23 protein-coding genes are annotated in these 22,085 nt (G+C 35.5%); 9 read left to right on the forward strand and 14 right to left on the reverse strand.

Translation table 11 applies throughout. The features are described from left to right. The first annotated feature begins 73 nt into the window (after positions 1–73). The 3 genes from ORI89_RS00605 to ORI89_RS00615 all read left to right on the forward strand — a co-directional run bounded on the left by ORI89_RS00605 (position 74) and on the right by ORI89_RS00615 (position 2,005). The gene (locus ORI89_RS00605; protein ID WP_268228481.1) at positions 74–970 is read left to right on the forward strand and encodes a J domain-containing protein; all 897 of its coding nucleotides are present in this window, start codon (positions 74–76) and stop codon (positions 968–970) included. A gap of 4 nt (positions 971–974) precedes the next feature. Continuing rightward, entirely contained in the window at positions 975–1,250 is a 276-nt protein-coding gene (locus ORI89_RS00610) for a chaperone modulator CbpM (protein ID WP_268228482.1), read from the forward strand. Between the two features lie 68 nt (positions 1,251–1,318). After that, positions 1,319–2,005: a phosphoribosylaminoimidazolesuccinocarboxamide synthase gene (locus tag ORI89_RS00615; protein ID WP_268228483.1), complete on the forward strand. Its 687-nt coding sequence runs from the start codon at positions 1,319–1,321 to the stop codon at positions 2,003–2,005. A 62-nt stretch (positions 2,006–2,067) separates the two neighbouring features. Here the strand turns inward: ORI89_RS00615 and ORI89_RS00620 are convergent, their stop codons facing one another. The 4 genes from ORI89_RS00620 to ORI89_RS00635 all read right to left on the reverse strand — a co-directional run bounded on the left by ORI89_RS00620 (position 2,068) and on the right by ORI89_RS00635 (position 5,248). Then, complete coding sequence (locus ORI89_RS00620) at positions 2,068–2,871, reverse strand: hypothetical protein (protein ID WP_268228484.1); 804 nt, start codon at positions 2,869–2,871, stop codon at positions 2,068–2,070. A gap of 33 nt (positions 2,872–2,904) precedes the next feature. Then, positions 2,905–4,188 (reverse strand): M56 family metallopeptidase, encoded by a 1,284-nt coding sequence (locus ORI89_RS00625; protein ID WP_268228485.1) that lies wholly within the window; start codon positions 4,186–4,188, stop codon positions 2,905–2,907. A gap of 23 nt (positions 4,189–4,211) precedes the next feature. Continuing rightward, positions 4,212–4,580, reverse strand: coding sequence for a BlaI/MecI/CopY family transcriptional regulator (locus tag ORI89_RS00630; protein WP_268228486.1), 369 nt, complete (start codon positions 4,578–4,580; stop codon positions 4,212–4,214). A 254-nt stretch (positions 4,581–4,834) separates the two neighbouring features. Then, positions 4,835–5,248, reverse strand: a complete 414-nt coding sequence (locus tag ORI89_RS00635) for an aminoacyl-tRNA hydrolase (RefSeq protein WP_268228487.1) — start codon at positions 5,246–5,248, stop codon at positions 4,835–4,837. Positions 5,249–5,465: 217 nt separating this feature from the next. Between ORI89_RS00635 and bshA the strand changes: the two genes are divergently transcribed. The 4 genes from bshA (at position 5,466) to ORI89_RS00655 (ending at position 9,057) form a co-directional block, all read left to right on the forward strand. Next, positions 5,466–6,602, forward strand: coding sequence for an N-acetyl-alpha-D-glucosaminyl L-malate synthase BshA (gene bshA / locus ORI89_RS00640; protein WP_268228488.1), 1,137 nt, complete (start codon positions 5,466–5,468; stop codon positions 6,600–6,602). 66 nt (positions 6,603–6,668) lie between these two features. After that, positions 6,669–7,373: a UMP kinase gene (pyrH, locus tag ORI89_RS00645; RefSeq protein ID WP_268228489.1), complete on the forward strand. Its 705-nt coding sequence runs from the start codon at positions 6,669–6,671 to the stop codon at positions 7,371–7,373. A gap of 29 nt (positions 7,374–7,402) precedes the next feature. Further along, entirely contained in the window at positions 7,403–7,966 is a 564-nt protein-coding gene (frr, locus tag ORI89_RS00650; RefSeq protein WP_268228490.1) for a ribosome recycling factor, read from the forward strand. A gap of 116 nt (positions 7,967–8,082) precedes the next feature. Further along, positions 8,083–9,057 carry a sugar phosphate isomerase/epimerase family protein gene (locus tag ORI89_RS00655; protein ID WP_268228491.1) on the forward strand — a complete coding sequence of 325 codons (975 nt, stop codon included), beginning with the start codon at positions 8,083–8,085 and terminating at the stop codon, positions 9,055–9,057. 31 nt (positions 9,058–9,088) lie between these two features. On the opposite strand, the gene purE is transcribed toward ORI89_RS00655, so the two are convergent. From purE to ORI89_RS00705, 10 genes are all read right to left on the reverse strand, one after another. Continuing rightward, positions 9,089–9,598: a 5-(carboxyamino)imidazole ribonucleotide mutase gene (purE, locus tag ORI89_RS00660; RefSeq protein ID WP_268228492.1), complete on the reverse strand. Its 510-nt coding sequence runs from the start codon at positions 9,596–9,598 to the stop codon at positions 9,089–9,091. 62 nt (positions 9,599–9,660) lie between these two features. After that, positions 9,661–10,803 (reverse strand): 5-(carboxyamino)imidazole ribonucleotide synthase, encoded by a 1,143-nt coding sequence (locus ORI89_RS00665; protein ID WP_268228493.1) that lies wholly within the window; start codon positions 10,801–10,803, stop codon positions 9,661–9,663. 106 nt (positions 10,804–10,909) lie between these two features. Continuing rightward, complete coding sequence (locus tag ORI89_RS00670) at positions 10,910–11,416, reverse strand: NADH-quinone oxidoreductase subunit B (RefSeq protein WP_268228494.1); 507 nt, start codon at positions 11,414–11,416, stop codon at positions 10,910–10,912. A gap of 5 nt (positions 11,417–11,421) precedes the next feature. Continuing rightward, entirely contained in the window at positions 11,422–12,012 is a 591-nt protein-coding gene (locus ORI89_RS00675; protein ID WP_268228495.1) for an NADH-quinone oxidoreductase subunit A, read from the reverse strand. Between the two features lie 103 nt (positions 12,013–12,115). Further along, positions 12,116–13,459 carry a signal recognition particle protein gene (ffh, locus tag ORI89_RS00680; RefSeq protein ID WP_268228496.1) on the reverse strand — a complete coding sequence of 448 codons (1,344 nt, stop codon included), beginning with the start codon at positions 13,457–13,459 and terminating at the stop codon, positions 12,116–12,118. 221 nt (positions 13,460–13,680) lie between these two features. Further along, positions 13,681–14,370 carry a zinc metallopeptidase gene (locus ORI89_RS00685; RefSeq protein WP_268228497.1) on the reverse strand — a complete coding sequence of 230 codons (690 nt, stop codon included), beginning with the start codon at positions 14,368–14,370 and terminating at the stop codon, positions 13,681–13,683. Positions 14,371–14,677: 307 nt separating this feature from the next. Next, positions 14,678–15,139: a hemerythrin domain-containing protein gene (locus ORI89_RS00690; protein WP_268228498.1), complete on the reverse strand. Its 462-nt coding sequence runs from the start codon at positions 15,137–15,139 to the stop codon at positions 14,678–14,680. A 61-nt stretch (positions 15,140–15,200) separates the two neighbouring features. Continuing rightward, positions 15,201–15,791, reverse strand: a complete 591-nt coding sequence (locus ORI89_RS00695) for an RNA polymerase sigma factor (protein WP_268228499.1) — start codon at positions 15,789–15,791, stop codon at positions 15,201–15,203. Between the two features lie 220 nt (positions 15,792–16,011). Continuing rightward, the gene (gene glyA, locus ORI89_RS00700) at positions 16,012–17,283 is read right to left on the reverse strand and encodes a serine hydroxymethyltransferase (protein ID WP_268228500.1); all 1,272 of its coding nucleotides are present in this window, start codon (positions 17,281–17,283) and stop codon (positions 16,012–16,014) included. 102 nt (positions 17,284–17,385) lie between these two features. Further along, positions 17,386–17,919, reverse strand: coding sequence for a DUF7935 family protein (locus ORI89_RS00705; RefSeq protein WP_268228501.1), 534 nt, complete (start codon positions 17,917–17,919; stop codon positions 17,386–17,388). A gap of 176 nt (positions 17,920–18,095) precedes the next feature. Between ORI89_RS00705 and ORI89_RS00710 the strand changes: the two genes are divergently transcribed. Both ORI89_RS00710 and ileS read left to right on the forward strand, forming a co-directional pair. Beyond that, positions 18,096–18,446, forward strand: coding sequence for a HesB/IscA family protein (locus ORI89_RS00710; protein ID WP_268228502.1), 351 nt, complete (start codon positions 18,096–18,098; stop codon positions 18,444–18,446). Between the two features lie 221 nt (positions 18,447–18,667). Further along, positions 18,668–22,084 carry an isoleucine--tRNA ligase gene (gene ileS / locus ORI89_RS00715; protein WP_268228503.1) on the forward strand — a complete coding sequence of 1,139 codons (3,417 nt, stop codon included), beginning with the start codon at positions 18,668–18,670 and terminating at the stop codon, positions 22,082–22,084. The last annotated feature ends 1 nt before the right edge of the window (position 22,085 follow it).

Raw genomic sequence — 22,085 nt, forward strand, 5'->3', positions numbered from 1 at the left:
AGCAGCTAGAATAAAAAAGGAATAAAACTATTATGATAATGGTTTGTTTTCATAAAAGGAACCAAACGATATTATGGCATTTGTAGATTATTACCAAGTTTTAGGCGTTGACAAAAAGGCGTCAGCAGAAGAGATTAAGAAAGCTTACCGTAAATTGGCTAGGAAATATCACCCCGATTTAAATCCAAATGACGAAATAGCCAAAAGCAAATTTCAAGAAATAAACGAAGCTAACGAAGTACTTACGGATACAGATAAACGTCAGAAGTATGATCAATACGGTGAAAACTGGAAACATGGGGAAGCTTATGAACAGGCAAGAAAACAGCAATATAAAAGGTCTGAGGATGCCCCACATAGTGGTTTTGAATATAGCGGCGACTACGACTCCAGCGAGTTTTCGGACTTTTTTGAACAAATGTTTGGAAACCGCAGTGGTGGGGGGCGACAAGCAAAATTTAAAGGAGATGACTTCCACGCAGCACTAGAGCTCTCGCTGAATCAAGCTTATAACACACATCAACAAACCTTTACAGTTAACGGCAAAAATATACGTATAACTATTCCAGCTGGTGTCGAAAATGGTCAAAAGATACGTCTGAAAGGACAAGGAGGCCCAGGTGTAAACGGTGGTCCGAGCGGTGATTTATATATACAGTTCAATATAAAAGATGATCCAATATTGCAAAGAATAGGGAATGATTTATATAAAACACAACATATAGACCTTTATACGGCTATGCTTGGAGGGGAAGTCATTGTCGAAAGTTTAAGTGGAAAGTTGAAAGTAAAAATACCTCCCTATACACAGAATGACACGAAAATAAGACTAAAAGGGAAAGGTTTTCCAGTTTACAAAAAAGAAAACACCTATGGCGATCTTATTCTTAAAGTGAACGTAGAGCTTCCAACAGAATTAAGCCAAGATGAGAAAAAATTATTTCAGCAACTTGCCGATTTAAAAAAATAATACGATGGAGAGAACATTAATAAAGATAGTAGACATCTGCAAATCACATCAAATTGAGACTCAATTCATAAGAAATCTATCCGAAAGTGGACTTATACAAATCATCACAGAACGAGAAGAAGAATTTGTAGATGAAGAAGAACTACGCCCTTTAGAACAATTTGTGACCTGGCATTACGAGTTGGATATTAATTTGCAAGGAATTGAAGTAGCTTATAGTTTAATCAAAAAAATAGAAAAGCTGCAAGAAGAAATAGAACGACTAAAAAAAGAACGATAGCGTGATTAGATGCATGAAATGAATATAGTCTTTTTTTTGTAATTTCGTCGATTCATAATACATACAGTATGCAACTCATATATCAAGGTAAAACAAAGGATGTTTACAAAGTAGAGAACAATCAGATTCTTCTTAAATTTAAAGATGATGTAACAGGCGAAAATGGGGTATTTGACCCTGGAGCAAATACAGTTGGTTTAACCATTGAAGGTGCAGGTAAATCCGGGCTTAAAATGTCTACTTATTTTTTTGAACTATTAAACAACAATGATATCCCTACACATTTTATCTCATCAGACATTGAAAACGTATCGATGTTAGTTAAAGATGTTCAAGTGTTAGGAAAAGGGTTAGAAGTAATATGCCGCTACAAAGCGGTTGGGAGTTTTTATAAAAGGTATGCAGCCTATTGTGAAGAAGCTCAAGATTTGGATAGTTTTGTTGAGATAACAATCAAAGATGATGAACGTGGTGACCCTGTTATCTCATCAGCAGCTCTGAACATGCTTGGCATATTAAAAGATGGAGAATATGAGCAACTAGTTAAATTAACCAGAAATATATGTGCTATTATAAAAGCCGAATTAGCAAAGAAAAGCTTAACGTTATACGATATAAAACTCGAATTTGGCTATGATAAAAGTACTGGGAATATTATACTGATAGATGAAATTTCAGGAGGTAATATGCGTGTTTATCAAGATGGTCATTATGTAGCTCCCTTAGAGCTTGAGAGAATATTTTTGAACAATTAAAAATTACACATTACAACTTGCCCTCATTTTATGATTAGAGAGCGAGTTGTAATATATAAAGTCTATTTAATAACAAATTCTTCTTGCTCTAGACGCTTTCCTTGCGTAGTATAATATACTAACTTATATTTATTAGGACAAAGCTTTAAGTTTATACTTTCACGACTATCTTTCGTTAATATTTTCGCATAGTGTATACCTTCCTCACTCTTGTAAATGGCATACAGTTTCGCATAAATTGTTTTATGCTTTTTTACCAGGGCTTTATTAAAGGTCAAGTTATGAGCTTCTAATTGTCCTCTTTGATCACAATCAAACACTTGCCAGCTTTGTGTAAAGGGTGTGGCCTGTTGCAACTCTTTAGCGTTAATACTTGCTAAGTAATGTAATTTTGGGAAAGAACCATTTGTATTAAGATCCTTATCTATATAATAAACCATACTTAGTATTTTATTATCAGCGTACGGAATAACCACATGCCTAATAGCACGAAAGTCTTTATCGAAATCTTTGTAATAGTAATAGCCCTCACTTTTTTCCTCTTCAACCCGTTCGTAGTCACTATAGTCAAACTTGTTGTTTTTATGCGCTAGCACTATTAAATGATAACGTGGTGTCGTCTCTGGAACAGCTGAAAAATAAGTGCGTACATTCCTCCCTTTCAAGCCAATAAAGTCAAGAATTGTCTTATCGTTTGGGTAAAAACTTGTCGTTCTAACCCCATAAACTCCCTCATCCTTTGGCACAAAGTCCATATATACCCAAATATTTCTCTCGTTCTTCAGATTAAAATACTGATCAACCCCTTCGATAAAGTGCCCCCTAGAAACATACTTATACGATGAGCAACTATAAAAGATGCTCATCGAAAAAAAGATAAGAATACGTAGCATAAAACATTAAGGTTCTAAATTCAGCGTCATCGGCAACTGATATTCCACACGGACTTTCCTTCCATTCTGTATACCTGCTCGCCAAGGTTTAGCTTTTTTAAGAGCATCAATAAGTGCTTCCCCTGTACCGTGACCCAAATCCTTAACAACCTTAAAATCAGACAACACACCTTCTTTATCAACGATAAACCCTATAATAATTTGCCCCTTAACCCCTGCATCAATCGCTTCTTGAGGGTATTTATAATTATTACTGACCCACACCCGAAACTCTGAGATACCACCAATTGGTTCAGGAGGTATTTCGACGGAATTAAATAATAAGTCTTCATCCTTATTTTTTTGTTTCGTTGTATCTGCTGGCTGTTTAAAGACTATTCTCGCTTCTTTTTGCTGTTGATTAGGTGTATAAGCGAGATTACTATCTGCTCGTTGATTAATAGACACTAAAGAATTATTTTGCACTGTTTTTGCAATACTTGCATTGGAGAACAAAGTGCCTACAATTACTAATACAACTACAGGCACAGCGAGTAGATAATATAAATATTTATTGCCCTTAGTAGGTTTCTTAAATAACATCTGAATTCTTCTTTTCAAAATGGAATCATTAGAAAACTCGTGTACTAAGAGCTCTGGTTTGATATTCATTACATTGGCCACCAATAACTCTGCATATTGAATTTTATCAGTAGCGCATACTTTGTCTGCTAAACACTCATGCTGAAACTTCATTTCTTCTAAATAATAGTGGCAGATAGGATTAAACCAACAAAAAACACGCACAAACTCCAACAAAATGATATCATAGCTATGTCCTTGCATTACATGAACTTCTTCATGCTGCCTAATTACATTTTCACCAATCCCACCTTTCGCTACAACCACTCTATTAAAAAAAGAAAAGCTTTGACTCGATTGTAGTTGACCATTCAACATTTTTCTCACTTTAAGATATCTTAGAGCTAGATTACAAAGACTGCCTATAACACCTATCAAATAGATTAGCAACAAGATATTTAGCCACGATAGCTTTGTTCCTCCCTCCCCTTCATGAATTGATAAGTGAATTGGTGCTAATTGAATAATCTCTCTAATACCCTCAGATTGTATTACTGTATTATGGGGAGATAGTTCAAGATATTGGAGTAATGGTAAGAATATCGAAAGTAGACCTGCCCCTATTAAAAATATTCTATTCCAATGAAAAAAAGTCAATCTCCGAAATACAATATAATAAACTCCAAAAAATAAAATCAAAGATAGATTTACTAAAATTAAATACATCATAACAAAATCGGTTTAAAAAAGTATTACTTATTTCGTTTTATAATCTCCATTATTTCATCCAACTCCTTCACGTCTAACTTCTTTTTTTCTAAAAAAAAGGATAGCATACTAGAAGCCGAATTTTCAAAATAATTATTCAACAACTTATCGGCAACAAGCTTTCTGTACTCTTCTTTGGTAACAAGAGGACTATAACGATGACTCTTTCCAAAGGATTCGTGCGTAACGAATCCTTTAGTCTCTAAAATTCGTACAATAGTAGAAACTGTATTATAAGCTGGCTTAGGCTCTGGTAGACGATCTATGATATCCCGAACAAACCCCTTATCTAATTCCCAAAGTTCTTGCATTATTTCTTCTTCAGCCTTTGTAAGTTCTTTTATTTCATCCATAACTATACTTTAAATACTAACAATTATTATGCAATCGATTACATCGTAAATGTATAACTAAAAACATAGTTACACAACTAAAAATATAGTTTATTGGAAATAAAAAGAAATTAAAACCATCAACAATCTATAAGTCAATTTATTATAAACAAAAATAATATAAAGTGTTTTAAACCTACAGTAACAAAACCTACCCTTCCGCTCTTAAACGAGTTTATGTCAAAGGTAAATGAGGAAAGTATAAAGTATTATCACTAAAAAATGTCAAAGTTTTTTTTACGCTGTTGCTTCTTATCGGCTATTCTTTTTTTTCTGTCCAGACGATCTAGTATCACAGATTTAGGTGTTTTAGTGGGAATCCGAAATCTATCCCTTTTTAAAGCGTTTTGAATTACATTTATCATTTTTATTAACGCAATCTCTTTATTCTTTAATTGACTTCTTGTATCAGAACACTCAACTTGCAAACAACCATCTTTACTTAATTTAGTGCTGAGTCTATCCTTAACCAGTATCTTTTGATCAGTCGTCAAAATATTAGACTGCATAAGGTCCCATTTCAAAATAACTTTTGTTTCTACTTTATTCACATGCTGTCCACCAGAGCCTCCTGCCCGAGATGTTAAATAAATAACCTCTTTTGCTAGTGCATTTTTATTTATCATCATATTGTTAACTATCTAAGAATTATTGCAAAACAATTATAAAACCATTCTTATCTTTATGCGAATTTATTAGTGATTTTCCTACAGTATACAGATGAACTAATAAAAACTTCTGTATTTTAGTATCTAACTATTATATAGTAAAAATAGGAGATATATTAGATAATATCTCCAAATTTCTAAAATGTAAAGTCTTAAATAGTTAAATTATAATACAGTAATGAAAATAGGTATAGTTTGTTATCCAACATTTGGGGGAAGTGGTGTAGTGGCTACAGAATTAGGCAAAGCTCTAGCTTCAAAAGGTCATGAAATCCATTTCATCACCTATTCTCAACCTGCTCGACTTGATTTTTTTTCAGAAAATTTATATTACCACGAAGTCGCCGTCGCTCAATATCCACTTTTTGACTTTCCTCCCTACGAGTCTGCTCTTGCAAGCAAGCTAGTAGACGTTGTCAAGTTTGAAAAGCTAGATTTGTTACATGTTCATTACGCAATTCCCCACGCCTCTGTTGCGTACCTCGCTAAACAAATATTAGCATCTGCTAATATTCACATACCAGTTATCACTACATTACACGGTACAGATATCACACTCGTAGGTAAAGACAAAAGCTTTAGCCCAGTGGTAACATTTTCTATTAACCAATCTGATGGGGTAACCACCGTATCCGAGAGCTTAAAACAACAAACATTGGATTCTTTTACGATTACACGTGACATAAAAGTTATTCCAAACTTCATTGACTTTTCAAGATTTCACAATAAAAAGAGAGAACATTTCAAACGCGCTATTGCTCCTGACAGTGAGCGAATTATAACACATACATCTAACTTCAGGAAAGTAAAAAACACACAAGATGTTATTCGTATATTCAAAAAAATAAATGACGTTATTCCCAGTAAACTGCTCATGGTAGGAGATGGACCTGAAAGGGGGAAATCAGAAGACCTCGCCAGGCAATTAGGGGTTTGCCAAGACGTGCGTTTTTTAGGAAAGCAAGATGCTATCGAAGAAATATTGTCTGTATCAGATCTGTTTTTAATGCCCTCATCATCAGAAAGCTTTGGTCTCGCTGCTCTTGAAGCTATGGCTTGTCACGTGCCGGTAATATCAACCAACACAGGTGGTTTACCAGAATTAAATGAAGCTGGTATAAGTGGTTTTTTAAGTGATATTGGGGATGTGGATGATATGGCAAAAAATGCTATTCATATTTTAGAGGATTGTGAACGATTGGCGGGTTTTAAAGTATCAGCCTATCAACGTGCTCAGGAATTTGATATAGAAAAGATACTTCCTTTATATGAAAACTACTATGAAGAAGTTCTCAAGACATCGAAAAAAGCATAATATATTCAAATAAGCCCCAAAAAAAGTTTTATCTTTGGCTTTTGGAAGCATTCCAAAGAAACAAACATGAAATATAAACGTATCTTACTCAAACTTAGCGGAGAAGCCTTAATGGGGGAACAAAGCTATGGAATTGACATTCATCGTGTTGCACAGTATGCAAATGATATTAAAGAAATCCATTCAGAAGGATTGGAAATTGCAATAGTTATAGGTGGTGGTAATATCTATAGAGGCTTAAGTGCAGAAAAATCTGGGATGGATCGTGTACAAGCAGATTATATGGGGATGCTTGCTACTGTTATCAATAGTATGGCCTTACAAGACGCCTTAGAAAAAATAGGTCTTAAGACCCGCCTATTAACAGCGATTAAAATGGAACAAATATGTGAACCATTTATCCGTCGCCGAGCAGTAAGACATTTGGAAAAAGGAAGAATTGTAATATTTGGTGCAGGGACTGGTAATCCTTATTTTACGACAGATACAGCTGCATCTTTAAGAGCGATAGAAATTAACGCTGATGCCGTATTAAAAGGCACCCGTGTGGACGGCATATATACTGCTGATCCTGAAAAAGATGCTACAGCACAACGCTATGACAATATTTCTTTTCAGGAGGTTTATGAAAGGGGTTTAAATGTAATGGACATGACTGCTTTTACATTATGCCAAGAAAACAAGCTACCAATAATTGTATTTGATATGAATAAGCCGGGAAATTTGAAAAAATTAGCTAGTGGCGAACATATTGGAACAATAGTAAGTTAGATTACAGCATATTTAGAAACAATAAAGATATGAATGAACTAATCTCTTTAGAACTGGAAGACTGCAATGAAAATATGTCAAAAGCTATTACCCATGCAGAATCTGAGTTAACGAAAATTAGAGCTGGGAAAGCAACTCCATCTATGTTAGATGGCATATTTGTGGATTATTATGGAAGTATGACACCACTTTCTCAAATTAGCAATATTAATACCACTGATGCAAGGACTATCATTGTTCAGCCTTGGGAGAAAAACATGTTAGGTGCAATTGAAAAAGCTATTATAGATTCTAATATAGGTTTAAACCCGCAGAATGATGGTTCTATTATTCGCTTAGCAGTACCTCCATTGACGGAAGAAAGACGTCGTGATCTTGTTAAAAAAGTGAGAGAAGAAGCTGAAAAAGGCCGTGTAGCAATACGTAACATGAGAAAGGATGCAAATGAATCTATCAAAAAATTAAAAAATGACGGTGTCTCTGAAGATGAAATCAAATCAGGCGAAGCCGAAGTGCAAAAATTAACGGATACTTACATCGCAAAAGTAGACCAATTGACAGAGTTAAAAGAGAAAGATATAATGACAGTATAAATTTTTACTACTGTTTTATAAATGAAAAAAGGATTCTTTAATTTGAATCCTTTTTTCATTTATAAATTATGCTTATTTTCATTAATTATTATATTACCAATTTTAAATAAAAAGAAATGAAAAATAGTCGAAGAACTTTCATAAAGCAAGCCGGCATAGGAATTTCAGGAGCTTTATTAAGCCCTTATTTATTTTCTTGTGAAAATAATAGCAAAGGGAGCAGTCCATTTCACAATATTGGTTTACAGCTTTATACATTAAGAGATTTACTAACGCAAGATCCAGTAAAGACGTTAGAAACTATAGCTAAAATTGGATATAACCATGTAGAAACTTTTGGTTTTGATCTCGAAAAACATAGTTTTTGGGATCTCAATGTTGATGATTTGAAAAAAATATTAACGGATAATAACCTGAAGAGCCATAGCGGGCACTACGATATGGCAAATTATTTAAGCAGACATCAAACAGATAAAAATAGTATAGAACGCTATATTGAAACAGCACACAAGCTAGGACAGACCTATATTATTGCTCCTGTATCAGCTATGGATGATATTAACGCCTTAACCGTGGAAGATTATCAATATGCTGCCGAGCAATTAAACAAAGCGGGAGAAATGTCTCAAAAAGCAGGCATAAAAATTGGCTATCACAATCACTTTTGGGAATTCAGGAGTTTTGCAAATGGCACTAAGGGGCTGGATATCTTACTTGCATTTACTGAACCTAATTTAGTAGACTTCGAACTCGATTTATTTTGGACGGAAAAGTCCGGACTAAGTCCACAATCATATTTTGAAAAGTACCCTGGTCGTTTTCCACTATGGCATATCAAAGATATGGACAGACAATATACAAAATCAATCTTAGACGAAGAGTTTAAAGAGGTGGGATTAGAAGATATAATGAAAGAAATCCGCTATACAGAAGTAGGGGCAGGAGCAATAGATTTTAAAAACATCTCAACTTATGCAGAAAAAGCAGGTTTAAAACATGCTTTTGTTGAACAAGATGATATTTATATCGCTAACAAATTTGAGAGTATTAAGAAAAGTTACAAATACGTACAGGAGTTTTTAACAAAGTAAAAGGAGCTGTTCTATTTGCTCCTTTACTTTGTTAGAACCTCATATTCTCAACTTCTTTTGCAGTTTCGTTAACCTTTTGAGCTAATGAGGATTTAAATTTCTTTATATTATTTGCGACATCTATATTAAAGCTAGCAACAATTTGAGCTGCTAAAATGCCTGCATTTTTAGCAGCATTCAATGCTACAGTAGCCACAGGGATACCATTAGGCATTTGTAGAATTGACAACACAGAATCCCAGCCATCAATTGAATTAGTTGATTTTACTGGCACACCAATAACCGGCAAGTGAGTAATCGACGCAACCATACCTGGTAAATGCGCAGCTCCTCCTGCTCCTGCAATAATAACCTTCAATCCCCGATCTTCTGCGGTCTTAGCATATGAATACATACGATCCGGTGTGCGGTGAGCAGAAACGATGGAAACCTCAAAAGAGACACCTAACTCTTTCAATATATCAATGGCCTCTTGCATAACTGGTAAGTCCGATTTGCTTCCCATAATCACACCTACGAGTACTTTATTTTCCTCTATCATTTTATTAAAATAACTTTATACAATAATTTTCACAACTAATCAGACAAATTGCCCCAAAAGTATTAAGCCTTTACTTTTAGCGTTTCCTGCACCCACCTTGCATTTTTAATCGCCAATTCTCGATCGTCATTAATAATACAAACATGTCCCATTTTACGAAAAGGTTTTGTATACTTCTTTCCATATAAATGTACATAGACCCCTTCCACAGCCAAAACTTCTTCCACACCATCGTATTTTGCTAAGCCTTCATACTTTTCTTCTCCTAGGAGGTTAATCATTACTGCATTACTTTTAGCATGTGTTGATCCTAAAGGTAAGTTGAAAATAGCTCGTAAATGCTGAGCAAACTGTGATGTGACATTTCCTTCTATCGTTTGGTGACCGCTATTATGAGGCCTTGGAGCTAACTCATTAACAAGTATTTCTCCTTCTTTTGTCAAAAACATCTCTACAGCAAGTATACCAACAATCTGCAAGTCTTCTGCAATTTTTTTTGCTATTTCCTCTGCACGAGTATGTATCTCAAATGCTAAAGTAGATGGTGATATCAGAAACTCTACTAGGTTTGCCGTTTCGTTAAATTCCATTTCTACCATCGGAAACGCACTAATATCCCCTCTATCATTACGTGCAACTATTACAGCAATTTCCTTTTCGAAATCAATCAACTCTTCAACCAAAGAAGGCTCGGTAAATGCATTCTCTATCTCCTCTCTTTTAGCAATTCGCTTGACCCCTTTACCATCATACCCATCTTTTCTCAACTTTTGGATAAAAGGAAACACTAAAGTCGTCTCATAAAGGTTTTCTTTCGTAGATATCAATTGAAAAGCTGCTGTAGGAACATCATTTTGTTTAAAAAACTGTTTTTGAAGACCTTTATCCTGAATCAACCGTATCACACGCGACTGTGGGTAAACAAGGACGCCCTCATCTTCAAGTTTCTCCAAAGCATCTACATTCACTTTTTCTATTTCAATGGTGATCATGTCTAAATCTTTTCCAAAATTATAAACAGTTTCAAAATCACTAAGTGAGCCGCACTCAAAATGATCACATAATTTACGACACGGAGCATTTTTATCCGGATCCAATACATGCACATTTACATTATAGTTTATCGCTTCCTGAATCATCATGCGACCAAGCTGTCCGCCTCCAAGAATACCCAAACGTAATTCGCCATAAAAATCTTTGGCCATATTATTAAAAAAAAATTAAATTTATATACAATTAGCCTACATAAGGCAAGTAACTTTCATTTCGTGCTTTTTATATAAAACCACAAATATTTACAGGTTCAATCTATTAAACCATATTTTCAGAAAAGAACTTATCATGTAAAATACTTTCTGTTTCTATTTTATTTTGCAGTTCTAAGAAGGCGCCTATCAATGATTCCGGACGTGGAGGACATCCTTGTACGTATATATCTACTGGTACAATTTTATCTACTCCTTTCACAACATGATAACCATGTTGCCAATACGGCCCCCCACAATTAGAACAAGAGCCCATAGATATTACATACTTAGGATCAGGCATCTGTTCATATAGCTTCTTTATCCTATCAGCCATTTTAAATGTGACAGTTCCAGCTACTATCATGACATCCGATTGGCGGGGAGACGGTCTTGGGAACACCCCAAATCTATCTAAATCGTATGTAGAGGCCATAGCTCCCATCATTTCAATTGCACAACAGGCTATTCCAAAACTGATAGGCCACATGGAAGATAATCGAGCCCAATTCAGCAAATCATCCATCTTAGCAATTATGACACCGCCTTGCTCTTGATGCTGCAATCCATTCATAAATTCTAATTTGATTTTTTAAATTTAGGTCGAAATCCTAGGGGAACGGATTCTGTCTGTTTAAAACCTTGTTTTTTTTCACCCTGTTCAGGTACAGTCTCTATTTTAAAACTTTGTAAGTTATACTTCTTTCTGTTTAAATCATCATAAGCAGTTGTAGGAATACCGACTGATATAGCCGGGCTAATAACATTAGGTTTAATCCATGCAATATCACCACGCCTCCATATATATATTAAACCAACGACTAGAACACCTATAAAAATAGCCATTTCAATCAAAGTAAACCACCCCCAACGATTATCTCTAGCTATAAAGTCAGCATTTCCAAAGACTGTCGCCCAAGGGAATACAAATATCAGCTCGACATCAAATAACAAGAAAATTAAAGCTAAAACATAAAATCGAGGATTAATTTGAATCCAAGCACTACCTGTGGGTTCTTCCCCACATTCATAAGTACTTAATTTTTCCGCATTTGGTTTATTGGGAGAAATAACCTTTGCTAACAGCATAGTTAAACATACCAACAGAATACCTACTATAATAATTAATAGTATGTTACCATATTCTGAAAGCTGCGCAGGATCATCCATAATACAAAATTACTAAATATTACCAATAAAGTTAATTAAAGATTTACTAAATAAAAAGGGGGGCTATATAGCCCCCCTTTTTATTTAGTATCTTAGAGAACTATTAAAAAGGCTTACCTGGCATTTTTGGCATATTTCTCATCATTTTTGCCGCCATACCGGGATTAGACATTTGCTTCATCACCTTACGCATATCGGAAAATTGCTTCATTAATTTATTAACTTCATTAATGTCAGTTCCCGAGCCCTTTGCAATACGATTTCTACGTTTGGTATCAATAGCATCCGGATTTTCTCGCTCAAACGGAGTCATTGAATCAATAATAGCCTCGATAGGTTTAAAGGCATTATCATCAACCTCAACATCTTTTAAAGCCTTACCAACACCAGGAATCATACCCATAAGGTCTTTCATATTCCCCATTTTTTTAATTTGCTGTATCTGGCTTTTGAAATCGTTAAAATCAAATTTATTTTTACGTATTTTCTTCTGAAGTTCTGCTGCTTCCTTCTCATCAAACTGCTGTTGTGCGCGCTCAACTAAAGAAATAACGTCTCCCATTCCTAAAATACGGGAAGCCATACGATCTGGGTGGAAGACATCCAATGCTTCCATTTTTTCCCCCGTACCTATAAACTTAATGGGCTTATCAACAACCGATTTAATTGATAATGCAGCTCCTCCCCTCGTATCTCCATCTAATTTAGTAAGAACTACCCCAGTAAAATCTAAACGATCATTAAACGCTTTTGCTGTATTCACCGCATCCTGTCCTGTCATAGCATCCACTACAAACAGAATTTCTTGAGGCTTTGTAGCATCCTTTACTGCCGTGATCTCAGTCATTAATGCTTCATCAATAGCCAGTCGCCCTGCAGTATCTATAATAACAACATTATTACCATTACGTTTAGCTTCTTCAACCCCCTCTTGTGCAATAGCGATTGGATCTGATGAACCTCTATTTACATATACAGGAACTCCTACCTGCCCCCCAAGCACTTCTAATTGATCAATTGCTGCTGGCCTATACACATCACCAGCAACTAACAAAGGCTTTTTACCTTTCGTGTTTTTTAAATAATTTGCAAGTTTACCGGAGAAAGTTGTCTTACCTGCTCCGTTTAAACCGGCTATTAAAACAACTGTTGGATTTTTAGAAAGTTCTAAATCAGTAACAGACCCTCCCATGAGCGCTGTCAACTCATCATTCATTATTTTAGTCAGTAACTGACCTGGAGAAATACTGGTTAAAACATTTGCTCCTAACGCTTTTTGCCTTACTTCATCTGTAAAGGTTTTTGCGGTCTTATAATTCACATCGGCATCCAACAGTGCCTTACGAATTTCTTTCATCGTCTCAGCGACGTTTATTTCCGTAATGCTCCCCTGTCCTTTTAATACTTTAAAGGCTCTATCTAACTTATCCTGTAAATTTTGAAACATGGCTTAAAACGTAAAATAATTTTGAGTGGGTATACTGTCCCTTCTATTCTTTATTAAAAACAAAAAAACAATTTTTAGCTGCTCTTTGTTATTTATATTATAACAATCTAATATAGATGTGGCAAAGTTACAAAATACAAGCGAAAGCATCTATACATTCAACCCATAAAAAATGCGATCTAATTACAGACCGCATTTTTTATTTCATCTATGTATCTTTTTTAATCTCTACGACCAAATAAAATATATGCGTAGTATAAAAGAGTAACCAAAGCAGATAAGGCGGCAACAACATAGGTCATAGCAGCCCACTTCAAAGCATCTTTAGCCCCATCATGTTCTTCAGTAGTGTGAGTAATGTTTGCAGAATTTAACCAAGCCAATGCTCTAGCAGAAGCATCAAACTCTACAGGTAAAGTAACAAATGAAAATAATGTTGTTAAGAACAATGCTCCTACCCCCACCGCTAATACCCACGGGTTATTAAAAAACATCATAACCACACCAATCATCAGTACCCAAGTGGTCATACGAGATGCTACACTAACAATCGGCACCATTGCAGACCTGAATTGCAACCAAGAATAAGCCGTAGCATGTTGCACCGCATGCCCACATTCGTGAGCAGCTACTGCAGCCGCAGCCACACTGCGCCCATGATAAACTTCGGCACTTAAATTAACAGATCTATTTGCTGGATTATAATGATCCGACAATTGCCCCTCATTAGCCTGAAAAATCTGCACATCATAAATTCCATTGTCATGCAACATTTTTTGTGCAACCTCCGCTCCAGACATGCCCGAAGTCAGTGGCATTTCAGAGTATTTCTTAAACTTACTTTTAAACCTCGCTTGCACTATCCAACTAATCAGTGCAATACCAATAAAAATTATCCAATATAATCCCATATTTCTATTTTTCCTTTTTTTAATATTGATATATGTATATCAATTCACATTCCATATTTAAAACAACTATATAAATATAGTAAAACACACTCAAATTGTCATAAACCAAACTTTTTTAATCGATTATACTGACACTATTACATATGTGTTTTAAAAAAAAATGAACATATTGAATTCTTAGTGTGCAACTGCTTCACAGCCGTTGATGTAGCCATTTTCCAAAAAAGAATATTTTATTTAGGCAAAAAAACCACAACTTTATGGAATAACGGCTTGTTTTTAAGAGCTGTAATAGTACTATCAATAATTAGGAAGCCCAAAATTTGTCATCCCAATGCATTTCACAATCTTCACCTTGATTCTGCTCTGCTAAAAGTGTCCAATTTTCTTTCGTTGCTACTCTTTGAATTTCAGTAAATAGAGTCCTTTCCTCAAAACGAATATGCCTTTCCAGAAAAGAGCTTATTTCAAACAACTCATCCCGAGAATACTGCTTTTTATCAAATAATATCTCAAGTTGCTCATGCTCCATCAATGCCCTCCCTACAAGCGGATGATCTGCCCCCAGAATAGGAAAAACATACACTTCCTCCTTTTTAAAATGAGGTTTGATGTCACTTTCCCAAACTGCTTTTAAATAAGCAGAGATACGTGTAATAGACACATCTTTGTCTAAGCCTTTCTTAATCTTCCAACACAGCAATAAACTTTGATGATGCTCCCGGCTGATGGGTTGCAGTACAATGTGTCTTTTTAACGGTTGCTTCATAACATATAAAGTTACAATCTAAATGCCCCACATACTATTCCTTAAAAATAAACTAACATGCTTAGCCCAATTGAAATATCATATTGTTCTCCTCAATCAGTTTTCTCATATTATTCAGCGCATATCTCATACGACCTAAAGCTGTATTAATACTTACCCCGGTGATTTCTGCTATATCCTTAAAACTCATATCACAGAAATGCCGCATGATTAAGACTTCCTTTTGATCATCCGGTAATAGTTGAATAATTTTAGTTAAATCTGAATGCTCCTGCTTTCGAACCATTTTACTTTCACTATCTTCACTTGTTATCTGTAAAAGTTCAAAGATATCATACCCATCACTACTTACAATTGCAGGTGCACGTTTCTCTCTTCTAAAATGATCAATCACCATATTCTGTGCAATACGCACTACCCAAGGCAAAAACTTTCCTTGGTCATTATAGCGACCTGCTTTTAATGTTCTAATTACCTTAATAAACGTTTCCTGAAAAATATCATCAGCTAAATGTTCATCTTTCACCTGTAAATATATGGATGTGTATACTTTAGATTTATAACGATTCAACAAAATTTCTATAGCCTGCTCATCATTACCTATATACGCCTGAATTAATTCCAGATCACTTTTTTCTTCTAATTTTTTCATAGTAAATCCCACGATTTAATTTGAATTGATTTCTTTAAAAGTAATTGTGTTCTATAGGCGCTTTATTTTTGTTTGTATATCAAATGAAAAGAAAAATATTGATTATTCAAACTAAGAGCAACGTTTTTAACATTTATTCACAATCAAGGTTAACTATCTTTTATAGCAAAAAGCCTCGTTACTTTTAACGAGGCTTTTTGCTAGTAGACCATTTCCGTGTTTAACTATACAAAGGAAACTGTGCCATTATTTCTTTAGCTTTTAACTGAATTTTAGCTAATGTAGCATCATTATTTCTATTTTTGATAGCCTCATCGATCAATTCTACCACTTGTAATATTTCCTTTTCTTTAACACCTCTCGTAGTAATTGCAGCTGTTCCGAAGCGAACCCCTGAGGTAACGAAAGGTGAACGTGTATCAAAAGGAACCATATTTTTATTTGTCGTAATTCCTGCCTTACCTAATACCGCTTCTGCATCTTTTCCTGAAATATCTTTATTACGCAGATCTACCAACATTAAGTGGTTGTCGGTACCACCGGAAATAATTTGGTAATCTTGTTCCACAAAAAACTGAGCTAATGCTGCTGCATTAGATTTCACTTGTTTAATATAAGACAAGTAATCATCAGACAGAGCCTCGCCATAAGCAATTGCTTTTGCAGCGATAGTATGTTCTAGTGGTCCTCCTTGGATACCCGGAAACACAGCCAAGTCTAACAATTGTGTCATCGTTCGGATTTCACCTTTTGCCGTTTTAATGCCCCATGGGTTTTCAAAATCCTGCCCAACCATAATCATCCCCCCTCTTGGTCCTCTTAGTGTTTTATGTGTCGTTGTAGTCACAATATGACAATGCGGCATTGGATCATTTAACAATCCACGCGCGATCAAACCAGCAGGGTGCGATATATCCGCTAATACTAAAGCTCCTATTTTATCAGCTACACTACGAATACGTGCATAATCCCAATCGCGTGAATACGCAGATGCACCACATATTATCACTTTCGGTTTCTCTTTCAGAGCGGTTTCTTCCAACTGCTCATAATCAATTAATCCAGTATCTTGTTTTACTCCATAGAACAATGGTTCATATAGCTTTCCTGAAAAGTTTGCAGGTGAGCCATGCGTTAAATGCCCCCCATGTGCCAAGTCAAATCCTAATATCTTATCTCCCGGTTTTGCAATTGCTAAGAAAACTGCAGCATTTGCCTGGGCTCCAGAATGCGGTTGTACATTCACCCATTCTGCTCCAAACAATTTCTTTGCACGATCAATTGCTATATTTTCAATCTGATCTACGACTTCACACCCTCCATAATAACGCTTCCCAGGAAGTCCTTCTGCATATTTATTTGTTAGCACCGAACCGGCAGCTTCCATCACTTGCTTACTAACAAAGTTTTCCGAAGCGATTAATTCAATACCTTCCTCTTGACGTTGAAGTTCATCTGCTATTAGGTTAAAAACGACCTGATCTCTTTCCATTATTTTATTATTGCTGTTCTATATTAAGATTTAAACTCTTTAACTTTTGCTACAAATATAATATAAATCATTAAAAAAGAGCCCATACAAGCTCCTTTCTTATCAGTAATTCAATTCCTTTTTCAAAATATTACGCACAGATAGATAAGGATTTTCTTGCAATTCACTCATATGTTCTAATACCGCAGCAACAAAATGATCTACATCCGCAGTCTCATTCAATCCCTCTTCTACATTCTTAAACAGAAGAATGGTATTATTTTTCAAATCGGATATATATTGCCAAGCGATATCTGAGATGTATAATTGTTGTGTTAAATTATGTTGAAATTCATCTTCCACATCCTGGATCAATAATTGTTTAAATTGCTGCACATTAATAGATGTATTGTGTTTTCTCAACATCACCTGCTTAGGTTCAACACGATGCGTCCACAAAAGCATCCGTTCATAAGCATTCCATTTTAGTCTCTGTAATTCTTTTGTTGAAGCCCTGGTCTGGTTCAATGCATTTAATCTTAAAATATAAGATTCAACCTTGGGCCAAATAATTTTAAACAACAGCAAACCTCCCAGTAACATTCCTAATGTCACAGCTCCTAGCATTAAAAAAAAATCAATATACTCTTTACTCATTTATGAATGTTTTATTCGTGTCAAAAACAAAGTACTATCTCTAAAAATGTTTAAAATTATGTAATTTTGCTGATAATAATTGCTATCAAAATCTGTTAGAGTAGTAAATGCCTTTTTAAATTCAATTATTCTTCCATAACAGAGGGCAACATAGTTAACAATTTTAAATAAGAAAAATGAGCACAGAAAATATAACAGTAGCACCTGTAACATTAACTGAAGGGGCTGTGACCGAACTTAAGAAGTTAATAGACCAGCAAGAAATAGGTCCTGATTTTGGTCTGCGCTTAGGCGTTGAAGGCGGAGGTTGCTCAGGTATGAGCTACATACTTGGCTTTGATCAAAAAAAAGAAGGAGATACAGAATATACTATAAATGGCATACGTGTTTTTATGCACAAAGCTCATGGTCTCTATTTAGCGGGCATGGAAATAGATTTTAGAAGTGGCTTAGATGCTCGAGGCTTCACTTTTAATAACCCCAACGCATCAAGCACATGCGGTTGCGGAAGCTCATTCTCCGCTTAATTTTTTAAAAAAAAGACTAATTAAAGGTAGCACGTATTCTAAGTATTACCTTTAATTAGTATAACCAACTGAAAGCAGTTTCCCTTTCTTAGTTAGGTATCCTTCCCTATACAAGTCAAGTACGAGTCACTTCATAACACTTAATCCATAGTTTTCTCTATTTCTTCTTAAATTAAATTTCGTTAAATTAGCGACCTTTAACAAAATAACAGAGAATTCGGATGTACAAGGAATACAAGCAATTAAATTTACCTGAAATAGGTAAGGAAATATTGAAAAGATGGGAGTCAGAAAACATATTTGAAAAAAGTATTTCTAACCGCCCGGAAAATAAACCGTACACGTTTTTTGAAGGTCCACCTTCTGCTAATGGCATGCCGGGTATACATCATGTGATGTCCCGCTCAATTAAAGATATTTTCTGCCGCTACAAAACTTTAAAAGGTTTCCAGGTTAAGCGCAAAGGAGGTTGGGATACCCATGGTCTTCCAATTGAATTAGCCGTGGAGAAAAAGCTAGGTATTACTAAAGTCGACATCGGTGATAAAATATCTGTAGAAGATTACAATAAGGCGTGCCGTGAAGAGGTCATGAAATACACCGATATCTGGAACGATCTCACATTGAAAATGGGATATTGGGTTGACCTTGAAAACCCTTATATCACCTATGAAACCAATTATATAGAAACACTCTGGTATCTCTTAAAAGAGTTGCATAAAAAAGGATTATTATATAAAGGCTATACTATTCAGCCGTATTCCCCAGCTGCCGGCACAGGATTAAGCTCACATGAGCTCAATCAGCCAGGAACTTATCAGGATGTTAAAGACACTACTATTGTCGCTCAATTTCGTCTAGATAAGAAGCAGGTTCACCCATTAATGTCCTCTTTATTGGATACAACAGATGAGGATCTCGCTTTTTTAGCCTGGACAACTACTCCATGGACACTGCCCAGCAATACAGCTTTAGTAGTTGGTAAAAACATTGACTATGTAAAAGTTAAAACTTTCAATCAATATACAGGGACACCCGTATCAGTCGTTTTAGCTAAAAACCTACTCTATAAACATTTTAAAAAAGAAGGAGAGAACGGATCTTTTCAAGATTTTAAAATAGGAGACAAAGTAATCCCGTGGGAAGTTAGCGCCAAGTTTAGAGGAGAAGAAATGTTAGGGCTACGTTACCAACAACTCATGCCTTATATCACTAATAAAGCATTAGTAGAAAAAGCATTCCGCATTATCCCAGGGGACTTTGTAACGACTGAAGACGGTACAGGAATTGTCCATGCTGCCCCTACTTATGGAGCGGACGACTTTAGAGTCTGTCAGGAAAATAAAATTCCAGCCATATTAGTACGAGACGAGAACGGAAAAGATGTACCAACTGTAGATCGTACAGGAAAATTTATAACTGCTATTACAGACTTTGCGGGGCTTTATGTAAAAGAGGAATATTATAGCAACGAAGAGCGTGCTGCAGAAGACTTTAGACCTACAGATGTTTTAATAGCTATTAAACTAAAAGAAGAGAACAAAGCTTTTGACGTTAAAAAATATGAGCACACATATCCACACTGTTGGAGAACAGATAAACCAATACTTTATTACCCATTGGACAGTTGGTTTATTCGAACTACAGCCGTAAAGGAGAAATTAGTTGCACTTAATAAAGAAATCAACTGGAAACCGGAAGCTACAGGAACAGGTCGCTTCGGTAACTGGCTTGAGAACCTTGTGGACTGGAACTTATCCCGATCTCGTTATTGGGGAACTCCTTTACCGATATGGAGATCAAGTGATGAAAATGAAGAAATATGCATAGGCTCGCTCCCTGAGCTAAAAAATGTCTTACAGGAATCTATAGCATCGAGCGTACTTACTGCAGAAGAAAAAGCTATTAACCAACAATACCTAGACAAATTCGATACCGAAGCACTGGACTTGCATAGACCGTATGTTGACGATATTATATTAGTATCGGATAATGGTCAAAAAATGTACAGAGAGCCAGATCTTATTGACGTATGGTTTGATTCTGGTGCTATGCCTTATGCACAATGGGGATTAGATCACGATAAGTTGGCTAAAGGCGAGAATCTACCCTTCAAAGAGGGCTTCCAACAAGCATTCCCTGCAGACTTCATTGCTGAAGGAGTTGACCAAACAAGGGGCTGGTTTTTTACCCTTCACGCTATATCAACTATGATTTGTGACTCTGTTTCCTTTAAGAATGTTGTCTCAAATGGCTTAGTATTAGACAAAAATGGAAACAAAATGTCTAAAAGACTAGGGAATGGAGTTGACCCATTCTCTGCCATAGAACAGTATAGTGCAGATGCGACCCGTTGGTACATGATTAGTAATGCTGCTCCATGGGACAACCTTAAATTTAATATAGAAGGTTTAGATGAAGTTCGAAGAAAGTTTTTCGGCACCCTGTATAACACTTACGCCTTCTTCGCTTTATATGCAAATATCGATAAGTTTACGTACCAAGAAGTTGATATTGCAATTCAAGAACGTCCAGAAATAGATCGCTGGATAATTTCCCTATTAAATAGTTTAACAAAAGAAGTTGACAATTTTTATGCAGATTATGAGCCCACAAAAGCAGCCAGAGCGATACAAAATTTCGTAGACGAACACTTAAGTAACTGGTATGTCCGCTTATGTCGTCGACGCTTCTGGAAAGGTGACTATAGTCAGGATAAGGTATCTGCCTACCAGACCTTATATACTTGTTTAAATACTATTGCAAAACTGATGTCTCCTATATCTCCATTTTTCTCCGATAATCTTTATCTAGACTTAAATGAAGGTACAAAGAAAGAATCTTTCGAATCTGTGCACCTAGCAGACTACCCCGTTTATAATGGAGAGTTAGTAGACAAGGATCTGGAGGAACGAATGTCCCTAGCGCAAGAAATATCTTCACTTACATTATCTCTTCGCAAAAAAACAAGCATAAACGTTAGGCAACCTTTAAATAAAATTTTAATTCCGGTTCTCGATCTCAACTTCCAAGAGAAAATAGAAAAAGTTAAGGAACTTATTCTCTCTGAAACAAATATTAAGGAGATTGAATTTATTACCGATACAACCGGAATAATTAAAAAGAAAATAAAACCTAACTTTAAGTCACTTGGGGCTAAAGTCGGTAAAGATATGAAACTTGTTGCTTCCGCGATTCAGTCGTTGCAAGAGCAAGATATTGCACAGTTGGAAAAGGAAGGTATACTCCAGCTTTCCAACACAGATTACAGTATCAATACAGGTGATGTGGAAATAATTGCAGAAGATGTTGCAGGTTGGCAGGTAGCAAATTTAGGTCGTTTAACCGTTGCTTTAGATATTAATATAACAGATGAGCTGAAAAAAGAAGGAATTTCACGTGAACTTGTTAATAGAATACAGACATTAAGAAAGGATAAAAACTTCGAAGTTACAGATAGAATTAACGTAAGCATCACACAAAATACTGGGATACAAGAAGCTATCAACGATAATTTATCGTATATTTGCACCGAAATACTTGCTGACAATTTAAAGATTGTAGACACAATTGCTACAGGAGGAGATTTAATTGAAATTGACGGCATTAAATTAAATGTATTAATTGAAAAAAATTAAG

Origin of the sequence: Sphingobacterium sp. UT-1RO-CII-1, assembly GCF_026711005.1 — a bacterium.
Lineage (GTDB): Bacteria > Bacteroidota > Bacteroidia > Sphingobacteriales > Sphingobacteriaceae > Sphingobacterium.